Raw genomic sequence first — 19,750 nt, forward strand, 5'->3', positions numbered from 1 at the left:
GCGACCTTAGACACAATATAAATGAAACAGAGGTATTTATAAATGGAAATAAAGATAAGGAAATTTACCGGAAATGACGTTTCAGACGCTGTTCAGATTTGGAATCAGGTGGTGGAGGATGGAATTGCTTTTCCCCAGATGGATATGCTGGATGAGAAAACCGGTCTTGATTTTTTTGAGAGTCAGACCTATACCGGAATTGCATATAACGCAGAGAATGGCAGTATAGTGGGACTCTACATACTCCACCCTAACAATGTGGGCAGATGCGGCCATCTCTGCAATAGCAGTTACGCAGTGAAGTCTGACTGCCGGGGCCATCATATCGGAGAAAAGCTGGTGAGACACTCCATAGAACAGGGGAAACGCTCGGGCTTTCGGATTCTGCAGTTTAATGCTGTAGTAAAATCAAATTTATCCGCGCTACATCTGTATGAAAAGCTAGGATTTGTAAAATTGGGCGTAATACCAGAGGGGTTTCTTATGAAAGATGGCAGTTATGAGGACATCATACCTCATTATCACATTCTATAGATACTTTTCCATATCCAGTGTAAGCCTGTATGCCTCTTTTTTTCTGACCATGAAAGTGATGGTCCATTCTCTTACTTCTGTGGGAGCAAAGTAGAGGGAGGAAAAAGCAGAATGGGTCATTTTTTCATTGGAGGGACATTTACCTGCTATGAAAATGGAGGTAGGACCATCGACTCCTCCAATGATAGAAATACTGGATGCATCCTTAGACTCCGAGCATGAAATAGATACCGGAGGATCACCAGGAGAAAAGCTGCGGATAAAATAACTGCCCTCTCTAAGCTCCGGAGAAAGAGTATAGTGCAGCTCCTCATAGTATCTGGGATAGCGAAAGCGCTTTGTTAACGGTGACAGTGTATGTTCCGGTACCTGTTTCGAGATGCGGGAGTGTATTTCTACTGTGTGTGTATTACCGGTTTCCGGATGGGTAAAACAAACGGCCTGGGGTAATTCCTGATCCAGTATAAAATGTGGGCCGGGGACAGGAACAGGCTGCTGGGAAAAAAGAAATTCCAGATGATGTAATTTAGGCTTTTTTGCTGATTGCCATGCAAAGCTGGTGCGCACCATGATCCAGGCATAGTTTGAGTCCAGTTTGTAATGCATAAGAAAATCCTCAGCCTGGGCATCACACGCGCCCTCCTCATCGCATGGGTACCACCCCATGCTGCAGGAACCCTGATTGGGAAGATGTTTTCCGTCAGCAGTCAGTTCTATCTCAAGGTGGAGAGAAGTCGGATTCTCCGCCTCCAGAAACTCTAATTCTTGGTCTGACAATTTTTCCGGGTCTCTCTCCTTCCAGCTTTTCAGAAAAGCATGGAGCGTGCTGGATTCGATTCTTTTACAGAGATCCACCACCAATCCCTTGCTGCACTCATAGAGTGATAGGAGCTTAAAGTATTCCCTATCCCATAGAAATTCACAATTTACAGTTATCTCTTTTCCAGGTCTGGCATACCGCTCATGTCCCCAGAAATTATTTCCATAGTATACCTTCCACTCGCTCATCGAAAATCCTCCAGTGTATTTGCGTTGGTTTAATTATAACAGTTAATAGGGATCCACGGAAGATGCAAATCGTATCAGTCCAGATTTATGTATCCCTCAATTACTTTTTCATCATTAAGCAGTAAATATACAGAGCTATCTAAAGCTTAACGGCTACTGCAAGTGATAATGTGGTATAAAAATGAATGATATTGACAGAAATATATGATGACATTATAATTTTATTATATATAAATAAATAACTAATTAATGTATCTGTAAAACTAATGTATACATTAAAAGAACTGATATCCTCCATTTGTATAAAGCAATACATAAATATCTATTACATTTATCGTGCTCCACAGAGGTGTCAGGTAAGAATTGAGAATAAAGAGAGGTAAAAATATGGAATTGACCAGAAACGAACTGGAAATTATGGAAGTGCTGTGGGAGGCCGACCGCCCGCTTACAGGTACGGATATCGTGCAAATGTCTGTAAAAAAGTCTTGGAAAGACAGCTCGATTCACATTTTAATAAACAGTCTGTTGAGAAAGGAGGCCATTCGGGAGGCAGGATTTATTCGCTCTGGCAAAGGCTATTCACGCACTTTTGAGCCTACGGAATCAGGTGAAAAATATTATGCGGATGTTCTCGCAAATATTGCAAATAAGACCAGCGTAGCCACTTTGTTTTCCGCTCTTTTTAAGAGTAATAGTTTGTCTAAAGATACCATACAGGAACTGGAGGAGATGTTAAGTAAGAAAAAGAAGGAGCTTAAGTAATATGCCAATTGTAGAGATAAGTGTGTATTCATTTGTAAGCGCTATCTTATTCTTTAGTATAGGACTGGTTATAATCAGGAAGCTGCGAAGCGATACTATTTTTCTTGTAAAGAACAGTACAACAGATTTAATCATATTGTTTATGCTGTCTATCTGTCGTATTTTATTGCCGCTGGATCTTTCCTATGCATTTATAATATCATCTGAATCAGTACTTCCTTTTATAGAGAGAACCTTAAACCATGATATCTGGAAACATACTACCATTGGTATGATTTTGATTGGTGTATGGATAACAGGAGCACTGGGTGTTATAGCTAAGGAAATATGGGATGTTGTAAGAGAAATTAAGGTAATAAGGGGTTACAGAATTGTACAGAGCGAGCAGGTTGAGCGGATTGTATCGAAGAGTTTTGCAAATAAAAATATAAATGTGGTGGTATCACCGGAGGTTGATGTTCCTAAGGCGATTGGATTTAGAAAAGCGTTTATCTATCTGCCGGTAATCTCTGTTACAGATCAGGAGATGGAATTTATTCTGAGGCATGAAGTGCAGCATATAAAGGGAGGGGATATTTTTGTAAAGATATTCTACTTGCTTTTAAAAGCAGTATTTTGGTGGAACCCCATTGTCTATATTTTCCAGAAAGAAGTAGAACATCTTCTGGAACTTAAATGTGATATGTCGGTTACCAAAAACATGAAGATGGAAGAGCGCTTGACGTATTTGGAAACCATCTTGAATGTTATGAAACAAGTAAGTTTGGAGTATAAAGATACTTCCTGCAGTTTATCACAATTGTTAAACGGTGATTTACAGGGAATTATGAAACAGAGATTTGAGGTGATTCTCAATAAACCGGTGGAGAATAGGAAAAAAAATAGAGTTTGCAGTAAGTTTATCATTATAATAGCGTTTTTGTGCTCATATTTAATTATCATACAACCTGCATATGATCCACCGGCTGAAGACATTGTGGAAAGTGTTACAATAACGGAAGATAATGCGTACATAGTTATAGATGAGGAGGGGGTTATTCAAATATTTGTTAATAACAAACCGTTTATGATTCTTTCAAATAAAGATTTGAATATGGAACCATTTAATAAGTTACCAATAAAACAAGAGGAGATAGAAAAAAATGAAGCGAATACTTAAAAAAAATAATTATTGGAATTGGCGCAATTGTTTGTATATTCATAACAATTCCGAGTCATGCAGCATCAGTAATAAATAAGGACATTCCAAATACAAATTCAAGTAAAATCTCACCAAGAAGTGACAAAATGGTATTATAGATTAAAGAACGGTGTAAATCAGAAAAGACTTTGGTCAGTAACATATGGTTATTGGAAGACAGATTGGATTAATTATTAAATGGAAAATCGCCGCAAGCTTAAGAAAGGTTCGAAGCTTGCGGCGATTTTCTGAGGTCTCATAAAGTATAGTAATTTACTCTCTTATATTTCTTTTTTCTAAATAGTTTTCATTTGCATTCTCATTATTGAATGGTATCTATTATAGTTTACATAAAACTTAAATGTGTAAAAAGATTCTGAATTTCTGATTTAAATATAATTAGATCAACCAAAATGATTTATATTGACATAAATTATTCTAAATGATATTATATATTTATGAAATAATTAAACTAAAAAAATGTTATAACACTGTAAAAATCAGCAAGTTTTACTATATAGCATAGTAAGGGGTGATGCCATTGCGTTAGTTGTTACATAGGACTTTACACAAAAAAGATGAAAAATCATACAATTAGGAAATTGTTAATTGTTTTTTTTTAAGTGTGGATAAAGATTCAGTATAAAAAACAGGCAATTATTCAGAAATATTTCTTAAGTGATACAGATGACTAGTGTAATAACACATTTATATTTAAACAAACTTCTTTCCTTATTATGGAAACCTGTGTTATGTTAAAAGAAAACGATTGGTGGTGTTTTCTATGGCTAGACCTAAAGTATATAAAATTCAGTTAACACAAGACGAAAGGGATCTTCTTGATAAAACTTCGTGATCTGAATGAAATTTATGGCGCTTCCCTCACTCACAGCCAGATTGCCCATACTTATGCTGTCTGTCTGGCAACTGTAGATAACACAGTCAGTGCTTATATAAATAAGGGCATCCATGAAATTACTACTTATCATATCAATCCTAATTCGGCCAACGCCCTGCGTAAATCAGATGGCAGGACAGAGGCCCAGATTATCCACCTTGCTTGTAGTGAGCCGCCACAAGGACATGCAAGGTGGACTCTTGAACTCTTGGAGGATAAAGCACGTATCGTTTTGGATACTCCTGTCAGCCGCGAAACGATTCGTAGAACTTTAAAAAAAATGAACTTAGACCTCACCGCAATGAATACTGATGCATTCCCCCAAAAGAAAATGCTGAATTTGTAGCGTGCATGGAAGACATTCTTGATATTTATGAACGTCCTTATAATACACAGTTACCAGTAGTATGCATGGATGAAAAGCCCTACCAGTTATTGGGAGAGGTACGTGATCCTTTACCCATGCGCCCGGGAACACCGTACTGCAAAGGACTGGGCAGAGGAAGTGCGTTATCTTACCGATATCATGTATCCAGATGTCGAATAGATTATTCTTGTATTTGTAAATATGAAAAAAAAATTATGATTTATTAAGGAGACCAGCTATGAAAAAATCATTTAAAAAATTTGTTTTATTGACAGCAAGTATTGTAGTGGCATTTTGCCTTCTCGTATTACCGGCAGCCGCTTCCAAATCAGCAAAACCTGCTATGAAAACCCGCATGACAATCCAAGTGGGAAGTATGAAGAGGTTAAGTGTAACCAATGCCAGCCAAAAAGTAAAATGGTCCATTAAAAATAAAGCCCTGGTTTCTGTGAAAAAAACAGATGATAACAGTATTGTCTTGACGGGGAAGAAAGCTGGATTCACAACGGTTTCCGCAAGGGTAGGAAATACCACTTTGGAATGCCGTGTAACGATCAAAAAAGTAGATTTTCGGAAACAGGTGCCGAAGGTGGAAGTAGAGACGGGAGTAAAACGTAAATATGGAGTAAAAGTAAGATGGAGTAAAATAAAAGGTGCGGATGGATATGAAGTTTACAAAGAGACAAAGGATGGCGGTAAAAAACTGATAAAGAAGTATGAAAAAGCAGTTACCAGCTACAATGATAAGAATGCTTCCGTACAAAAGCCAGGAAACTACTTTGTGCGGGCGTATAAAAAGCAAAAGGGAAGCAAAGTTCTTTATAGTTCTTTTAATAAGAAAACTTACGTGATTGAATAAAATAACATATTATAGAGTCACATTTTGTTGCAAGGAGGACATACTTATGATTGAAAAGAACTATACCATTAAAAGACACAGAATATATTGTGGTCTGGTTTTGGTAGTTATATTAGTATATGCAACAGCATGTGCGAGTTCTGAAAATAATAATAAATTAGAGTCAACAAATGATTTTGAAATTGATGATATTCTTGAAAACCCAGATCCTGAAATCGATTTCATATCTGGTATGGACTTGGACATTGTTGACGAGAAAGAGTACAATAATTTTTCCTTTGAATTATCAACTCAAGAATTTATTAAAAATAAGGATAATCAAATAGTATGCAAAATTATTAATAATAATGTTGGTAATGGTTTTTATTATTATCAAATTCCATATATAGAATTTAATAATAAAGGAGAGTGGCAGCGTTTAGCATACTATCCTCCTGAAGTATTTTATGAGGGGAATTGGTTTTACAGTGGGGTTGAAGGAAACAACACAGAGCCAAATACCGCAGAAGTATATTTTGAAAAAGAGTATTTAAACGATGAATTATACGAGGGAGAATATCGCTTAGTATTGTTTGTCGGGCCTAAAGTTTTTTATGCAAATTTTAAGGTAACTTAAATAAAACATTAGAAAGGAATGTATTGTATGAAGAAGAATTAAATTCTTATTGCAGCAAGTTTGATAGTGGTATTTTTAGGTGGAATAAAGGTACAAGCTAAAGAACCTGACTTAATAACATATGATTATATAACTCATAATACAATTATTGAAAAGTCGAATGAAGTAAGCCCTATGACACGAAGTGGAGTGCGGATTGAACCAGAATATAAAATCGGTTTACCCGAAATTATGCCTAAGGTAATTATTGGTGACACAGACAGTAGAAAAAAAGTAAATCCTAATAATGAACCATACTGTAGAGTTGTTTGCCTAAGACCGGGGTTTGATACAGACGGAGATAATAAAATAGATAAATGGAGTTATGGAACAGGTTTTATGACTGGTGATGATGTTATGGTAACAGCAGGACACGTTGTATGGCACACAAAAAATAAAATGCAGCCACAACAACTCAGGATATATCTGAAACAGACTGGCTCGAAACTTAATTCAACTTACTATTATCCTAAGAGATGGACACTGTCAACTGCCTTTACCAGTAATAATAATTCTAATTATGATTGGTGTGTTCTTGAATTGCAACAGGACTTGGGAAAACAGACAGGATACTTTGGATATGGAACAGGCCTTACAGGAAGTAAATCCGTTACGGTGTCGGGATATCCATCGAGTAAGAAATATAACCAGTACAAAGCGACTGGAAAAATGAAAGTAACATCCTCATTCAGGTTTTCACACGATGTGGATACAGAAGGTGGACAAAGTGGTTCTCCAGCATATTCTTCGAATGGAATTGTATGGGGAATACATACGTCTGGAAGTAAAACGTCAAAGATAAATAGTGGGTGCTTGTTAACTCAAAATGTATATGATTTGATATCAAAATATAAATATAATTAAAATATCAGTATTAATATGAATATTCTTGTGCGATGAAATCGCACTTCCGGAAATCTGGAAATCAGATGTCCGGGAAGTGGAAATCATCTTATATGAGTTTACTCGCGTAATGTTTTGTCTAAGCCATATACCTCTCGCATTGAGATGTCATGCTCGACATCTATGCTTGTATCATAGGAAAGTCCTTCGGAATTCCCTATGATGATTAGGGTGTCAAAAGCCACTTAAATAATAATCGATATTTACTTGTACCTTGAAAATTTAACACGAAATGGTTTTAGACAATAAAAGATGGTAGTTAGAGGTTACCTGATGAAGTATCTTCCTATGACTTTTTATACTACTTTTAATTTTGGGTCACAGTTAGCCAGGCTATTAGTGTAATTTAATAGCTTTTGAAAATTTAGTGCCGCTATTTTGAACCCAAAATGAAAACGGGTTCTGTACTTTCCATGCGTTGGTATTTTATCTACGTGGTATCTTCTCCTAAGAAGAGACGGAATTGCTTCTACACCATTGCGAAAGCGGGCATACTGGCTGAATTCTTCCGTTTTCATATACTGTAATTGTTTTGCTCTTCCAACCGATTTCCATGAGACCTCTTTCCGGACTCTTGTTTTTAAGAAGCGGGGCAGACATTTTTCTTTGTAGGGACATGAGTTGCAGGTCTCAATTTTAAAATATGCAACCGAACGATCCTTACTCGGATCGTATATGCATTCTTCTGGAGCACACTTATTTATACATTCTATCAAATACTGTCCGTCCTGCGTAAACTTGAATTCAGCATAGATTTCATCTGGTTTGCGTCCTGTAAAGTTTGTAGTTACAAGCTTAAGATTATGATCTTTTGCCAGCCTGGAATTCTCTTCACCACTGTAAGCACCATCAGCGACTATAAATGCTTCCTCTTCAAAAGTCTGCTGGTTGTGAAGATAATCTTTCATGAATTGATTGTCAGCATAGACATTTTTTTCATATGAATAATCAGTGATAAGACTGCCTGTTTCACCGACAGATTCTACTACGTTACCAACATACCCGAGATTTTTCCCACCAGCTTTATAGCGAAACGTCGCCTCTGGATCTGAAGGATTTAACAAAACTTCAGAAGTATTTTTAATCTCTTTTTTTTCAAGAAGGCGGCGGGAACCATCATCGTCGATAATCGTTCTTTCTTTTAGCAAGCGAATTAGAAGTTGGTACTCACTTGTATCATCAAAGTCACCTGTATTATCACACAGTTGAATAAGCACTTCGGCATCGTGCATTACAGCAATGGTTCTTTCTGCAGCATCCATATCCCTTTTATGGTAGATGCAACGATTATAATCATCTTTTTCGATGTAATGATGTTGTTTCTCAGGGATTTCTTTTTCACGTTGATTCATAATCTTTGCTAAATTTGCAACGCAAGTATAGAAAAGCTCCAGTAATGAAAGATTTCTAATATTAGCTGCAATCATAAGACTGTCCATTCGCTGCATATTTGGAGTGATTTTCATAAATTCTGACAGTTCCTTCGCCATTTTTACAGTGCATTCATGAATGAGGTCAACATCATGCTCTGTTTCATAAGCCAGCACACGTGCTCTGAACCGGCTGAGCGTTCTATCGCTAAGGGGCTGTTCCTCAAAACTTGTTGTATGAAGTGCATACTGATAACGAACATCAAACATAAGCGCTTCTACCAATTCATCATCCGTATCTCCAAGAGCTTCTTTTAGAATAAGAGCACCTACAATAACATTTACCGGAGTATTTGGACGTGACGCTTTACTGCTATACAATTCTGAAAAAATAGTTTCATCGATAGCAGGAAAAACATACTCAGCAAAAGCTTTTGCCCATGATTTTTCCAATACGCGTTTTTCTCTTTCAGTAAGATTGAAAGTACTATCCATTAAAGATAATTGTTGATTATTATTAGCAACAAAAGCCATTTCATCACCTCCATATTTGATAACTTAATTATAACAAATATCAGGTATTTACGATATATATCGTGTTAAATTTTCAAGGTACAAATTTATATCAAAGGTCACTGACCTTTTGACACCCTAATCCTATGATATAAAAAACCCTCCGGGCGGGATCGCACTGCGGCGGAGTGGGAGATGGCTGCCGGGGCAGCCCCGCCGCAGGCGGAGAATCCTGCGTGCAGGATTCTTTTTATAATTGTCACGGCAGACCTTCTTCCTCCTGAGTACAGATGGGCAGTACCAGCTCCACGCAGGCGCCTCCATCGTTGGAGAAATGCCACCGGAAGTCCCGGTAGAGATACTGGAGCTGCTCCAGGTAGCTGATGATGCCAAAATGGCTGCCGTCTGCGGCCCGGATGTCCTGCCCCGCATTCAGAGCCGCAAGCAGCTCCTGGCTGTATCCGGGGCCGTTGTCCCGGATGATAATTTTGATATAGGGATCGTAATCGATCTCCAGATACTGGGTTTCCAGGCGAATCAAGAGCGGGTGATCCGCGTTCATGGCGTATTTGATGGAATTTTCCACAAACTGGTGAATCAGGAGAGGCGGTATCATGGCTTCTCTGGTGAGGGAGTGGATCTCCTGTACAAAATCAAAATTCTTCATATAGCGCAGCTTCTGGATCTGTACGTAGGCATCAATGTGTTCAATCTCGTCGGCTACGGGGATCACATTGTCAGTAATCCTCATCATGAAACGAAAATACTTTATGGTACACAGGATCAGTGATTCGGCACTCTCCGTCTGTTGGGCGTACAGCAGGTTGTAGACCATATTTAGGGTATTGATAATAAAGTGGGGCTTTACCTGCAGTTGAAGGATATTTACCTTAAATCTCTGGGCCGTGAGCTGCTCCTCGTAGACCTTGATTTTCAAATTTTGGATTTCATTTACCATTTTATTGAAGGTCTGGTATAGAAGCTGGAACTCGGAGGTATCCGCCACCTTCTCAATCCGGTAATCCAGATCGCCTTCGCCCAGCCGCAGCATGGATTCATTCAGGTGAGTGATGGGCCGGATTACGATCCGGTGGATCAGCACCAAAAATAATAGAAAGGCCAGGATCAGCACCAGACAAAGAAGAACTGAGTAGCGGTTCACAAAGGACAGGTGAGCGCCCACCTTATCTGCCGGAAATTCATAGGACAGTGTAAAGTCGTAGGAGGAGGGAACGGAAATCTTCACCAAATCCTGGTTCATGATGGTCTCCTGTGAGAGGGTCTCTCCAGGCTGGAATATCAGACTGCCGTAATCCAGGTTCGGAAGTTCCAGAGTCTCCATGAGCTGATCTGTATCAATATAGCTTCCCGTAACGATATTTTCATTTAAAATCATTTGAAAAAGATAATAGTGGCCATCCAGATTGAGCAGCCTCCAGGGGTAGCTGCGGGTAAGGGAGGTGCTTTGACAGATCTCATCCTGAATATGCCCCTGTATGGTGGAGGAGAGTGCACTCTGATCTCCATCCGCACTTCGGCACAGATAAAAGTCCTGCTCAGGCAGGTAGATAAAGAGCGTTCCCAGGCAGCCGTATCGGGGCAGTTCATCATCAAACTCCTGGGAAAGGGCATACTGGGCGTGAATTCCCTCTGGGCTGACACTGGAGTGGGAGAGAATGCGGGGCTCTGTCCGGTTGAACGCCAGATCCATGGTATAGTAATTGATCTGGGAGAGCTGAGTTTCCAGCTCGGCCATATTTTTCTGCAGTACGGATTGATAAGCATTTACCAGAGCGGATATGGCCTGGTTGCGGGATCTTTGCATGTTGTACATGGAAATTAGCAGTATGGGCACCACAAAGCACACCAGACAGAGGAAAAACTGCGACACGGTGGAGTGAAAGAGTTTGTGAAATTTACGTTTCATGGCAGGCTCCTTCGGAAAGCTTGTACTTGTATTCTTTGGGAGAGATACCCACAATCCGGGTAAAGGTTTTCTGAAAACTGCTGTAGGACTGATAGCCCAGGTCCAGGGCGATCTCACCGATGGGCTTGCTGGTCTTCATATCCTGCATGGCCTGTTGCATTTTTTGCTCCTGGATATACTGGTGAATGGAACATCCTGTCTCTTTTTTAAAAACCCGGGCCAGGTAGCTGCTGTTCATATGGACATATTCGGAGATAGCGGATACGGTAAGGCTATCCCGGATATGTTTTTTGATGTACGATTTTATCTTATCCACAGGGGTCAGTTCACGCTGATGGCTGTGGATAGCAGACTCCAGCGTCCTGGTGCTGTACTTTACCCAGGAAAGCATCTGGTTCAGGGAGGCAGTGGCTTGGGAGGTGTAGGAGAGACATTCCTCAGGAGGCAGGATATAGGTAAGCAGCAGCTGGTGACGGTAGGCATAGGTCACAAGCAGCTGGTAGTATTCCAGTGAGAAATGCTCCAGAAAATCAGAGGTCATCTGGCGTTTAATCGAGGGTTGAAGAAGATAACTTGTGATGGCTTTTAAAAATCCCGAAAAATCATCGGATTCCAGCAGTTCACTCCACGCCTGCACCGGGGTATCCGGAGGTAGAGTCCTCAGATCCTGCGAATGGACAGAATAAATAAGCTGCTGCTCCAACACTACATTCTGATAGGCCAGGGTCTGTAAAGCTTCCATCTGTTCCGGCAGCTGACAAATATTTTCCGGCCATCCCAGATAGCAGTAATACCGCAGTTCCTCGTCATCTTTTATTTGGTTCAGGAAGGAACGGCAGATAGAATCTCCAGTTTCCGGCAGAGGACAATCGTCATCCGAAGATTCCAGGATAAGGAAATAGGAATCATCCGTCTGGGGGATCAAATAGCAGGTACAGGGGGCACTGCCGCAGATCTTTTCCAAAAGCCTCTGGTTCCTGGAGTGATGCTTCCGGGGAAAGCGGGAGGCGCTGCCGGATATGGCAGTGAGTAAAATGGCATAAAAATGGCTGTGGATGCCAATGTCCAGCTGCAGGTCATAAATCTGCTGTGATACAGAGGACTCATCCGGCGAGGTGGTGCCGTCCAAGAGCTCCATCCAGAACTGACGGTAAATAGCAGGGAGGCTCTGCTGCCAGGACCGGGTCTTAAGCTGCAAAGCCTGTGACTCCTCCTGGCGGGAGATTGCTTTGGCAATAGAGTCTTCCACCTCCTCCGGAATGATGGGTTTTAAAATATAATCAATACTTCCCAGCTTCAGGGCCTTCCTGGCATAGGAAAAGTCTGCATAGCAGGTGAGAAAAATGCACTGGGTGGGTATATTTTGGCTGCGAATCCAGGATACCAGATCGAAGCCGGTGCCGCCCGGCATCTCGATATCACAAAGAATGATTTCAATGGTTTCGGACAGCAGGAGAGAGCGGGCTTCTGTGATATTTTTAGCGGTAAAAATATGAGCAAATTGAAAGCGGCTCCAGTCCAGACGGGTTAAGAGGGCTTCCAGAGTCAAGTGTTCATCATCAACTAATAAAATATTCATTACAATCCCTCCGATTTTTGTAAGTACCTCAAACGTACCATAAATAGAAATAAAATGCAATGAACGAAGGAAGAAAAGTTGTTACCATTCATTCCCTGGCCAGCAATATGCATAAATCTACAGAACTGTTTGGACAGTTAATGAAAAGTCAAAAACAGTTCACAGATGAAGGAAGATCCGGTATACTGTTATTGTTCACACGTTCACAGTAACATGCATCTGAGTGAACAGTAATGGTATACGAATGGGTAGGATTGGTTTACAGGAGGAAGATAATGGATAAAAGAAATATAAGAAGATGGCTGACAGCGGGTTTATGCATAATTCTGATGTCTGTCAGCGTGGGATGCAGAAGACAGGAAACCCGGGCAGATGAGAGTGAACAGACACAGTATGATACTCTGCATCTGTATATGTATTCTCCTGTAAAGCCTCAGGACGAAGAACTGGTAGAGGAGGAGATCAGCAAAATTACCAGGGAGAAGCTGCAGATTAATGTGGATTTGGAAACCTTCACGAAAACAGATGCCAACGAGAGGCTTTTTCTGGCAGAACATGAAGAGGTAGACTTGTTTTCTTATCTGGGAAGCAGCCAGAGGTTTATCAGCATGATTTCCGGTAAAGAGATTCTGGCCCTGGATGATTTGTTGGCGGAACGGGGAGAGGGAATTCTGGACTATGAGGGGGAAATGCTGGATGCGGGAAAATGGAATGGGCAAATCTATGGCGTTCCCTCCAACAGGGAAAAGGGAGATGCTTACGGTGTTGTTCTTCTGAAGAGTCTTGTGGACAAGTATGAGATCGATGTGTCAGAAATCAGGACATGGGAGGATCTGGACCCTGTTTTTGCCATAATTAAAGAGAAGGAAAAAGATTTGACTGTACTTGTGACGGAGATAAATGATTGGAGCGTTGCGGGGCTCATGAATAGTATGGATACCCTGACGGATGCCAGATTTGCAGTGCTGAAGGAGGGGACTAAGGTTCCCCGGGTGACGAATTACTACGAGACGCAGGAGTGGAATCAGGCTGTAAGGAAAGCACATGAATGGTACAAAAAGGGGTATATAAAAAAGGATGTGCTTACTTCTCAGGAAGAAGGCAGAAAGCTGTTAGATGAGGGAAAAGCCTTTGCAAAAATGAGTTTGATGAATATCGACCGGAACGGGGAGATGGAGAAGCCGGAAAAGGTCTATATTCCGCTGACAAAGACATTGGCCACCACTACCTGTGCATCCAGGGACCTGTGGGTGATTCCTTCCGCCAGCAGTATGCCGGAAAAGGCCATGGAAATGCTGAATCTTATGTACACGGACCCGGATATTGTTAATTTGCTGCAGTACGGGATTGAGGGGGTACACTATACCATGCAGGAGGACGGTACCATGCTCCATGAGTATAATGCCACGGGAAAAAGCGGATATTACCGGGGGGCTGGTCAGGCGGGAAACCAGAGCCTTTTGCATGTGGCGTCCCTGTTGGGAACAGATTTTGAGGAGAGATGGAAGGAAAAAGAAGAAAATACAGAGATTTCGAGGGCCTTCGGTTTCCGCTTTGACCCGAGTCCGGTGCTGGTGGAGATTGAAGAGGTGGAGAAGGTCATTGATGAATATGCCAAGCCTCTGGAGAGCGGGGTCATCGATCCGGTCAGTGAGCTCCCGAAATTTAAAGAGAGGCTAAAGGAGGCTGGAATCTACCAGGTGATCAGGGAAAAGCAGCGCCAGTTGGATGAGTGGGCGGCAAAGCAGTCGGAGTAGCAAGACACTTATTATTCAGACAGTTCTGTGCATTTACTGCACAGAACGTGAGAAAGTGATTCAGGAGTGCATTAAAGTCAGATTCTTACCAGCGGAGGTCAGATTTGCGAATGGAACCATTGAAAAACCTTTGTTACAATAACAGTAACTACTCTACTGGCGGATATGGAAAACCCATTTCGGAGCAGAGGAGAAAGGAAGGAGAATGAGAAAAATGAAAAAACGAATGGTTGCAATGGTACTGAGTCTGGCGATGATCATGACATCCGTACCGGCTTATGCGGCGGGAGACCAAAGTGCAGCACCGGTGGATACCGGATTGGAGAAGAGTCCTGATTTTGAAGAGTATCTGGAGAGCAAGTATGTGGACCCTGATCGTGTGTACAGCTCTGACGTGCGCTGGTGGCTGGGACAGGCGTCCAACACAGACGAGGTTCTTCTCGATGAGATTCAGGCACTTTATGATGGTGGATTTCGAGGCGTGGAACTCTGTATGCAGACTGACACTACTGCTGCTGAAGAGGATTACGCATATGGTTCCGAAATGTGGGCACATAAATGGAATCTGATGATGAATAAACTGCTGGATCTGGGGATGGGTGTATACCTGACTTCTGGTACCAACTGGGCCACATCTAATGTTCCGGCGTCCAGTCTGGACCCGTCAAGTGAGGCGGCTCTGCAGGTTCTGGCTATTTCCGATGTGTCGAAAGCTATGATTGTAAAAGCTGGGGAGACCTTCTCCGGCGCTCTGGAGCTTCCGGCGTCACCAAAGAAGAATACAAAGCTGAACACTGTCTATGCCTATAAGGTCGCAAAAACCGATGACGGCACAGACAGGACTTCTATCGTTTTTGGATCAGCCATAAAGCTGTATGACAAGAGAGATACGAATCACGAATCTTATGTTACAAAAGGGGAAAGCGATACGGATTACACCGTAAACTGGAAAGCTCCCCAAGGAGAAGGAGAATACCAGATCATCGCAACCTGGAGCCAGGGCGCATATAACAGCTCTTCTCCTGGTATCGAAGAATGCTATACCACGAACTACTTTGATGAACGAGGCGTGGAGGCTTTGAAGAGTTTCTGGGAAGAGCACTACCTGAGTGACCCGGAGCTTGCAAAAAAGATCAAAAATGGTGATGTACAGTTGTTTATGGACTCCCTGGAGCTCACATACGGCGACGGTTTTACCTGGTGGAGCGAAGATGCTGTGGAGCAGTTCAAGGAAATCAAAGGCTATGATCCCATGCCCTACATTATCATGGTCAGCGGCATTGGTTCCGGATTTGAGTTTGCGCTCAATACATACTATGATATGAACGGTGTGAATGATTTTATCTTTGGTGCAAAGAACATGTCTACATTTATGCTTGAGGACAGCGAGGATTATGATTATTTGACACTTCGTGAGCAGCTTGTGAATGACTGGCAGGATGTCATGACACAGCTCTATGAGACCAGAATGCTGATGCCCCTGAAGAAATGGCTGAACAGTGTTGGTATCAAAACAAGGGCACAGATCTCCTACGGGAAAGCTATGGAGATCACAGAGCCGTCCGCTTACGTAGATTATCCGGAGGCAGAGAATCTTAACCAGTACAACCAGGTGGATATCCTTCGACTGCACACAGCTGGTGCAAAGCTGCAGAACAAGGTCCTTTCCACGGAAACAGGCGGTAACGAGGACAGATACGGCCAGTCCTACCAGAGACTGCTGGATGAAATTTACAGCCAGTATGCTGCAGGTTTCCAGCGTGTGGTGTGGCACATCTGGACTTCCAACTTTGGTTACGGCAATTGGGATTGGCCGGGTTATACCAGTGGTTCCAGCGGATTCTATCGCTGGGGAAACAGGGAACCATCCTACGTCAATTACGATGAGTTCAATGCCCATATCGCACGTATCCAGCAGCTTTTGCAGACAGGAAAGTCCCGTACGGATATCGGATTCATTCACAACAGCTGGGCGCAGGGTATGAGAACAAACGGTGAGGATGGTACTTTCTCACAGAAATCCAAAAACTGGCAGTATGCACATGAGGGTGTTCACTACCGTTCCACAGAACTTCAGGATCACGGTTATACATACGACTACTTAAGCCCTGACCTGCTGACCATTGACCGTACAGGCGACAGCGATTATGTAGCTATGCCGAATGAGGTTACAAAGGTTGTTTACAACAAAGAGACAGGTATCCTTGAGGGTGCAGGTTACAGAGCACTTGTTATTTATCAGGATTGGATGGACCCTGATGGAGCGGAGACGGTTCTTGATTTGGCAAAACAGGGTATGCCGGTAGTAATCCTTGAAAATGCTGCCAAGCTCAGCACATTCCAGAGCGATGTCAGCAACAAAGGCAACAAGCTTTCAGACATCATGAAAGAGATGAAAGCATTGCCGAATGTAAAAGAAGCAGCTGTCAATGATAAAGAAGTGAACTACAGAAAAGGCGAAACTGGTGCTTACGATGATGATGTTTATGAAAAACTGGTAGAACTGGGTGTTACACCTTACGCTGAATTTGAAAAAGAGAACCATCAGCTTCTGACACAGACACGTGTGGATGAAGGTGGCAATATGTATCTCTATGCGTACAACTACTGCCCGAATGATTACCATCAGCACAGTTCTAAGAAAGATGTACAAACTGAAAATCATGGTACCAATATCAAGACAAACATCAAGATGGATGGTCTTTATATCCCGTACATGATTGACTCCTATACGGGCGAAGTTACCGAGCTGGCCCAGTACACCTATGAAGATGGCAAGACAGTATTCCCAATCGATCTGGATTACACCAACATTGCTCTGTATGCATTTGAAAAAGTAGATGCACAGAAAGCGGATACCATTAAATCCACAACCGCAGCTTCTTCTTACATGAGTAAAGACGGTTCCGTTATCCGGGTGACAAAGAAGGGTGTTTATGCAACAGAGCTGAATAATGGAAAGACAGTCATCACGAAAGTGGATAACATGGCGTCAGCTTCAGATATTAAGAACTGGAATCTTGATGTCACATCCTGGACAAAAGGTGATGAGGTACTGACCTCCACAGAGAAAATCGGGGACCTGACAACAGTAAATAAACTCACAGCCACGAAGAAGACGGTTATTAAGGACATTAAACTTGATACACTGACCACATGGGATAAGATTGCACAGATTGGCAAGAACGTTTCCGGTACAGGTGTTTATACAGCAGAGTTTGACTGGGATACCGCAAAAGCGGACGGCGCGTACATTGACTTTGGTGATAAGCTTGACCAGAGTATGACAGTAGAAATCAACGGCGTTAAAGTTGGCGGCGCAGAAAGCCAGAATCCCACAAAGGCTGTAGCAAAAGTTACCGGTAAGGTCTTTGATGAAAATGGTAAGGAAGTTGACTACAAGGGTGCGGACGAAAGAAGCCAGTACACAGGTGGTGTGAGCTGGGATAAACCAATCGCAGACGTAGGACAGTATCTGAAGAATGGGAAGAATACTATAAAGATCGTTTACAATTCCAGTATTACAAACGCTGCCATTGCCGCAGGAATTGTCAAAGAGCGGGATATGGTAGGCAGTGCATGGTACGGTGCGAAATCTATCTGGTGGGGAACTGACATAACATACAGATCCAATGGACCAGCTCAGGCTAAGCTTGTGCCATACAAGGATGTTAACTTAACTGCTCAGGCGGCCAACGATGAGGCAGCAGTCAAAGAGGCCAAGAAACAGCTGGAAGAGGCCAAGAAACAGCTGGAAGAGTTGAAAAAGCAGGCAGACGCCAGTGAAAAGGCCCTGAAGCAGGCACTGGAAGAGGTAAAAGCAGCTAAGAAACAGCTGGAGAAGGTGACCTTTATTAACCGGAAAGTGAGTGTTAAGGTAAAGGCAACCGGCAAGAAGCGCATGAAGGTGACCGTTAAAAAGGTCTCCGGAGCCCAGGGCTACCAGATTCAGTACGCCATGAAATCAAATATGAAGGGCAAAAAGGTTGTGAATGCCAAAGGAACCAATAAGGTTATCAAAAAATTAAAGAAAGGCAAGACCTACTTTGTGCGTGCACGAGCTTACAAAACCATTGATGGAAAGAAGGTCTATACAGGCTTTAGTGTGAAGAAGAGAGTAAAAATAAAATAATGTAATGCGAGTTTTGCCGGGGGCGAATCCAAAAATCGGGATTCGCTCCCGGTTTCTTTTGTTAACAACGGGGCTGGTGTTACTGTTCACACGTTAACAGTAACGAGCTGGTTCACCGTCCGCTCAGGTCTGAGTAAGCCCGTGAGAAGATGATTCAGGCGTTAGCTCCTGAGGGATGTGGCTGCTTCCGGTACTGAAGAGGGGACACTCCGGTTATTTTTTTGAAAATTCTGTGGAAATGGGTAGTATTTGAATAGCCCACATACCTGGAAATATCCTCCACATTCATTGAGGTGTGGAGCAGCTTATCCTGGGCCACAGAGATCCGTATCATCTGCTGAATCTGCATGAAAGTTTTCCCGGTATTTTTCTTGAGCAGCTGAGGCACATAAGTTGGGTGATAGTGGAAGGTTTCCGCTATGGAGTCAATATCCGCGGTCCGGAAATTATCAGTGATATATTGGATAATCTGCTCAATGCTGTCATTGGGCGCTTTTTTTCTGCCGGATACCGTGTTTTTCCTGCCTGTCATATAGGTTCTGGTCAGCTCCAGACAGAAGAGCTGAAGGCTGTATTCCATGGCTTTCTGGCACTGGGGTTTCTGGACAATACTCTCGGTGATAATATTGTGCAGAAAAGAGAGGGAATCCTCAGTGCTGTAGATATCTCCCTTAAAAAGTATATGTGTATTTTTTGTTTGCCCGTAAAGGCAGCTGGAAAAGAAGTTAAACACAATATTATCAGTGGAAGAGATCAGGGCAATGGCGTTGGAGAGCATCTCTTTGTGGATCAGAATATTAAAAATAATGGTGTCATCGTCTATCTCGGATAAGTGGTGGATGGTATTGGGATTGATAATACAGATATCCTTTGGATACAGGGTAAACTCCTCATCTCCTATGTAATGATGAACATGGCCATCGTAAACATAGATCAGTTCAAAAAAATCGTGACAGTGGGGAGCAACAGCCATGGGAAAAGTTAGGTGCATGACGGTCTGTATTTTTTCAAGTTCCGAAAAAAAGGTGTCTGCCCCAAGCAAAAAGTACCCTTTTTCCTGAATCTGCTGATTGATGCCCGGAGGCAGCAGCCTGATATTGCTGTTTAGCTTATTTTTCATTCGGCTGTGGTAATCTCTGACAAGCTGGTCCGTTCTCAGATCATTCATACTTATTCCTCCTGTAATTCTCACCATAGGCTGCAAAGGTTAAAAGCTTTCGCTGTTCCTCAAGGTATGCACAGGAAATGCGCACACCAGCCTGAACTGTTTCCATACAACATCATAATATAAGAACGACCACAG

The 19,750-nt window shown here is 42.1% G+C and carries 14 protein-coding genes; 9 read left to right on the forward strand and 5 right to left on the reverse strand.

Translation table 11 applies throughout. The annotated features are described in order from the left end of the window. The first annotated feature begins 42 nt into the window (after positions 1-42). Entirely contained in the window at positions 43-534 is a 492-nt protein-coding gene (locus AC0THY_RS03595; RefSeq protein WP_489993105.1) for a GNAT family N-acetyltransferase, read from the forward strand. On the opposite strand, the gene AC0THY_RS03600 is transcribed toward AC0THY_RS03595, so the two are convergent. After that, a complete protein-coding gene (locus AC0THY_RS03600) occupies positions 529-1,542 on the reverse strand; it encodes a hypothetical protein (RefSeq protein WP_489993106.1) in 1,014 nt (337 codons plus the stop codon). The two genes, AC0THY_RS03595 and AC0THY_RS03600, sit on opposite strands and share 6 nt — an antisense overlap. Positions 1,543-1,929: 387 nt before the next feature. On the opposite strand from AC0THY_RS03600, the gene AC0THY_RS03605 reads away from it, so the two are divergent. From AC0THY_RS03605 to AC0THY_RS03630, 6 genes are all read left to right on the forward strand, one after another. Beyond that, positions 1,930-2,307 carry a BlaI/MecI/CopY family transcriptional regulator gene (locus AC0THY_RS03605; RefSeq protein ID WP_489993107.1) on the forward strand — a complete coding sequence of 126 codons (378 nt, stop codon included), beginning with the start codon at positions 1,930-1,932 and terminating at the stop codon, positions 2,305-2,307. A 1-nt stretch (position 2,308) separates the two neighbouring features. Next, positions 2,309-3,466, forward strand: coding sequence for a M56 family metallopeptidase (locus AC0THY_RS03610; protein WP_489993108.1), 1,158 nt, complete (start codon positions 2,309-2,311; stop codon positions 3,464-3,466). Between the two features lie 860 nt (positions 3,467-4,326). Then, positions 4,327-4,731, forward strand: coding sequence for a hypothetical protein (locus AC0THY_RS03615; protein WP_489993109.1), 405 nt, complete (start codon positions 4,327-4,329; stop codon positions 4,729-4,731). A gap of 259 nt (positions 4,732-4,990) precedes the next feature. Then, a complete protein-coding gene (locus AC0THY_RS03620; RefSeq protein WP_489993110.1) occupies positions 4,991-5,611 on the forward strand; it encodes an Ig-like domain-containing protein in 621 nt (206 codons plus the stop codon). A 46-nt stretch (positions 5,612-5,657) separates the two neighbouring features. Continuing rightward, entirely contained in the window at positions 5,658-6,227 is a 570-nt protein-coding gene (locus AC0THY_RS03625; RefSeq protein WP_489993111.1) for a hypothetical protein, read from the forward strand. 66 nt (positions 6,228-6,293) lie between these two features. Beyond that, the gene (locus tag AC0THY_RS03630) at positions 6,294-7,130 is read left to right on the forward strand and encodes a trypsin-like serine peptidase (protein ID WP_489993112.1); all 837 of its coding nucleotides are present in this window, start codon (positions 6,294-6,296) and stop codon (positions 7,128-7,130) included. A gap of 335 nt (positions 7,131-7,465) precedes the next feature. Here AC0THY_RS03630 and AC0THY_RS03635 read toward each other — a convergent pair whose 3' ends face one another. The 3 genes from AC0THY_RS03635 to AC0THY_RS03645 all read right to left on the reverse strand — a co-directional run bounded on the left by AC0THY_RS03635 (position 7,466) and on the right by AC0THY_RS03645 (position 12,558). Continuing rightward, on the reverse strand, positions 7,466-9,073 hold the full coding sequence (locus tag AC0THY_RS03635; RefSeq protein WP_489993113.1) for a transposase: 1,608 nt from the start codon (positions 9,071-9,073) through the stop codon (positions 7,466-7,468). Positions 9,074-9,311: 238 nt separating this feature from the next. Then, complete coding sequence (locus tag AC0THY_RS03640) at positions 9,312-10,979, reverse strand: sensor histidine kinase (RefSeq protein ID WP_489993114.1); 1,668 nt, start codon at positions 10,977-10,979, stop codon at positions 9,312-9,314. Continuing rightward, entirely contained in the window at positions 10,969-12,558 is a 1,590-nt protein-coding gene (locus AC0THY_RS03645) for a response regulator transcription factor (protein WP_489993115.1), read from the reverse strand. Before AC0THY_RS03645 ends, AC0THY_RS03640 begins: the two co-directional genes overlap by 11 nt. A 275-nt stretch (positions 12,559-12,833) precedes the next feature. Between AC0THY_RS03645 and AC0THY_RS03650 the strand changes: the two genes are divergently transcribed. After that, a complete protein-coding gene (locus tag AC0THY_RS03650) occupies positions 12,834-14,315 on the forward strand; it encodes an ABC transporter substrate-binding protein (protein ID WP_489993116.1) in 1,482 nt (493 codons plus the stop codon). Positions 14,316-14,529: 214 nt separating this feature from the next. Continuing rightward, on the forward strand, positions 14,530-18,447 hold the full coding sequence (locus AC0THY_RS03655) for a hypothetical protein (RefSeq protein ID WP_489993117.1): 3,918 nt from the start codon (positions 14,530-14,532) through the stop codon (positions 18,445-18,447). Positions 18,448-18,601: 154 nt separating this feature from the next. Here the strand turns inward: AC0THY_RS03655 and AC0THY_RS03660 are convergent, their stop codons facing one another. Further along, the gene (locus AC0THY_RS03660; protein WP_489993118.1) at positions 18,602-19,615 is read right to left on the reverse strand and encodes an AraC family transcriptional regulator; all 1,014 of its coding nucleotides are present in this window, start codon (positions 19,613-19,615) and stop codon (positions 18,602-18,604) included. Positions 19,616-19,750: the final 135 nt, after the last annotated feature.

The organism is Ruminococcus sp. 8Y-12 (genome assembly GCF_058119865.1).